The organism is Nostoc sp. ChiQUE01b, assembly GCF_034531255.1.
Taxonomy (GTDB): Bacteria; Cyanobacteriota; Cyanobacteriia; order Cyanobacteriales; family Nostocaceae; genus Nostoc.
The window spans coordinates 1-3013 of sequence record NZ_JAVRBM010000189.1 but is presented as its reverse complement, the minus strand read 5'-3'; the positions used below and the strand labels follow the sequence as shown (position 1 = coordinate 3013).

General features: G+C 44.5%; 4 protein-coding genes. 3 read left to right on the top strand and 1 reads right to left on the bottom strand.

All coding sequences use genetic code 11. From position 1 onward, the window contains the following. Positions 1-310: 310 nt before the first annotated feature. On the bottom strand, positions 311-475 hold the full coding sequence (locus RMY63_RS41460) for a hypothetical protein (RefSeq protein WP_322734237.1): 165 nt from the start codon (positions 473-475) through the stop codon (positions 311-313). 98 nt (positions 476-573) lie between these two features. Here RMY63_RS41460 and RMY63_RS41455 point away from each other — a divergent pair, with 98 nt between their 5' ends. From RMY63_RS41455 to RMY63_RS41445, 3 genes are all read left to right on the top strand, one after another. After that, positions 574-1524, top strand: a complete 951-nt coding sequence (locus RMY63_RS41455) for an MBL fold metallo-hydrolase (protein WP_322734236.1) — start codon at positions 574-576, stop codon at positions 1522-1524. 142 nt (positions 1525-1666) lie between these two features. Further along, positions 1667-2551 carry an AraC family transcriptional regulator gene (locus RMY63_RS41450; protein WP_322734235.1) on the top strand — a complete coding sequence of 295 codons (885 nt, stop codon included), beginning with the start codon at positions 1667-1669 and terminating at the stop codon, positions 2549-2551. A gap of 98 nt (positions 2552-2649) precedes the next feature. Next, a complete protein-coding gene (locus RMY63_RS41445) occupies positions 2650-2982 on the top strand; it encodes a nuclear transport factor 2 family protein (protein ID WP_322734234.1) in 333 nt (110 codons plus the stop codon). Positions 2983-3013 lie beyond the last annotated feature (31 nt).

Genomic DNA, 3013 nt, shown 5'->3' with positions numbered 1-3013 from the left:
CTTCTGCTCTAATGCCAGATTGATGTGTCTTATTTTTCTTTCATGCAACAAAGCCTATAGCTAATAATCAATTACCAGACTTGCCCAGTTGATTACTCATCGGCTAACCACCATTTCCTAACTAGCTTGTGTTGCTGTCTGACGCAACGATAATCCCTCATCAAGTGCTGCAATTACTTGGTAGATGTGATTTTTCTACTTTGACACTGATTTCTGAAGCATAAAATGGTTAACTTTTTTTGAAGCATATCTTGAGCTAAAAGTTCATTTTATGATTCAAATCACAATGGCAGACCTATAGATTCTCAAATTATTTGATCGCTCCAGATTCAAATTCACTTTTCCACTGTTCACGAAACGTGGAAAATTTGTGTTTGTACCAGATAAGACGAAAGAATGACACCAAAGCAGATTCGCTAACACCATAAGAATCTAACAAACCGTCGTAAGAATCTGAAAGAAGCCAAGTATTCAAACTTTATACACTTTGAGTAGATGAAGTTAGAGGCATTTAATCAGCCTCGATTCAGCTTTAATTACCACTGAAAGGGTTCTAATATGCTTTCTAGACTGATGATAGCTGTTGCAACCGCAGTGCTGATGATTGCGACCTCTTGTATCTTTCCAACGATAGCACCAGCCAAAAGTGCAAACGCTCAAGTGCCAGGTGTCTATCCATTCAAGTTAGGGGATTTCACAATTACAGCACTGAGCGACGGTACATTACCCCAGGATCTCCATACGCTTCTGTCTAATACGAACCCAGCACAAACCGATCGCCTTCTCCAAAAAAGCTTTCTGACCAATCCTGTCGAGGCATCGATTAATGCTTTCCTGATCGACACTGGAGATCAACAAGTGCTAGTAGATACGGGAGCAGGGAACTTCTTTGGCCCAAAGTTGGGCGGCAAGCTTCAGACATCGCTCTTGGCAGCAGGCTACGCCAAGAGCGAGATTGATGCAATCCTCCTGACCCATATTCATACCGATCACAGCGGTGGTCTGGTCGAAGGGGGTAAACTGATATTTCCCACCGCCACGATCTATGTTGGCAAACCTGATGTTGATTTCTGGCTTGATCGTACTAATGCAAAGCGATCAAATGTTGCTGAAAAATATTTTGACGAAGCCGCGAAAACCGTCAAACCTTATTTAGATGCAGGCAAGCTGAAATCGTTTTCTGGCAAGACAGCCATTATACCGGGAATCACCACGTATCCCACCCCCGGACACACGCCTGGTCATAGCTGCTATGTAGTGAAAAGCAGAGGCGAGAGCATCGAGTTTTGGGGCGATATTGTTCACTTTGCCTCGGTGCAATTCCCAAAACCAGAAATCACAGTTGCTTATGATGTCGATGCCAATGCTGCTGCTGCACAACGCAAAAAACAGTTTGCCAGAGCAGAAGCATCAAGGCTCTTAGTGGCAGGAGCACATTTGCCCTTTCCAGGTGTTGGGCATCTCCGTGCAGCAGATCAAGGCTATACCTGGGTGCCAGTGGACTACCGATGGCGTGAACCCTAACTCAGAGAGCCTGAAGGATTGCAACCTGCCGCATTTGCAGGGTGTGAAAAACTCTGTAATTCGCCTGTTGAGTCACTCTAACATGATAATCTAGAAAAAAAGTTGAGACAAATCAATCCGTTGAGTTCTAAGAACAAGGTTTATGACAAGCAACTTGATTAGCTCGCTCGACCTCAGCCAACGATTGAATAAAGCTCCGGCCTTATCCAGTCGGCAGATGAACTGGAATGGGATCTTGGTTGAGCAGTGCAACGATTCTTCGTCATCCTTTGAAATGGAACTTCCTGCCCTAGCCGATCATTGGCTCAACTTACATCTGGGACACCCTGCTCCTTTAATCCAGAGACGGGACGATCGCCTGCATGAGTCAGCCATTCAAAAGGGGGACACTATCCTTGTTCCGGCTGGACAACCGAGCTACTGGCATCGGCACGAGGGTGACAGTTGTGCTCCGCTGCACATTTGCTTAAAACCAGAGTTGATCGCGCAAGTTGCTGAAACATCGAATCTCAATAGCGATCGGATCGACCTGATCAACTGTTTTTCTAAGCATGACCTGCAATTGCACAATATCGCCATGCTGCTTTTAGCTGAGTTGCGCTCAGGCGGCATTATGGGTCAATTATATGCTGAATCACTCACTCAAGTATTGGTCATTCATCTGCTGCGGCACTATTCGACCTTGACGCAACCCATTACGTTTGAAGGCAGAAACTTAACTCGTACTCAGTTGCAGCGGGCAATTGATTATATTCACGCTCACCTTGATCGAGATTTGTCACTCACAGAACTGGCAAGTGTCATCAATATTAGCCCGACTTACTTTGCCAGTTTATTCAAACAAGCAATGGGAATCTCACCGCACCAGTACGTGATTCAGCAGCGAGTGGAACAGGCAAAATTGATGCTGAAGAAAACAGATTTAGCGATCGCAGACATTGCCTTACAAGTCGGTTTCTCCAGTCAAAGTCATTTGACACAACAGTTTAAACGCCTCACCGGGATGACACCAAAGCAAGTTCGCTAACAAACACCATAAGAATCTGACAAACTGTTATAAGAATCTGAAAGAAGTTGAGCATTGGAACTCAGTACACTCCAAACAGATAGGACAAGGAGAATCCAATGCAGCCAGCACCAGATATAGAGCAACAGACGACACAAGCTTTTGCAGCTCATTTGGCACTTGTAGGCAAGGATGTTCAAGCTTGGGTAAATTTATTTGCCGAAAATGCAGTGGTTGAATTTCCATATGCTTCCACTACACCAGGACGATTAGAAGGCAAACAAGCCATTTATAACTACATGAAAGACGTACCAGCACAGATGCAAGATTTGGTATTTACAAATATTCGTGCTTACCCAACGTCAAACCCTAATATTCTATTTGCTGAGGTTCATGGAGAAGCCGTCATTGTCGCCACAGGTCGTCACTATCGGGACTTAAACAAAAATTAAGCCCAAATGTAGCCCAAACTAGCTTTATAAG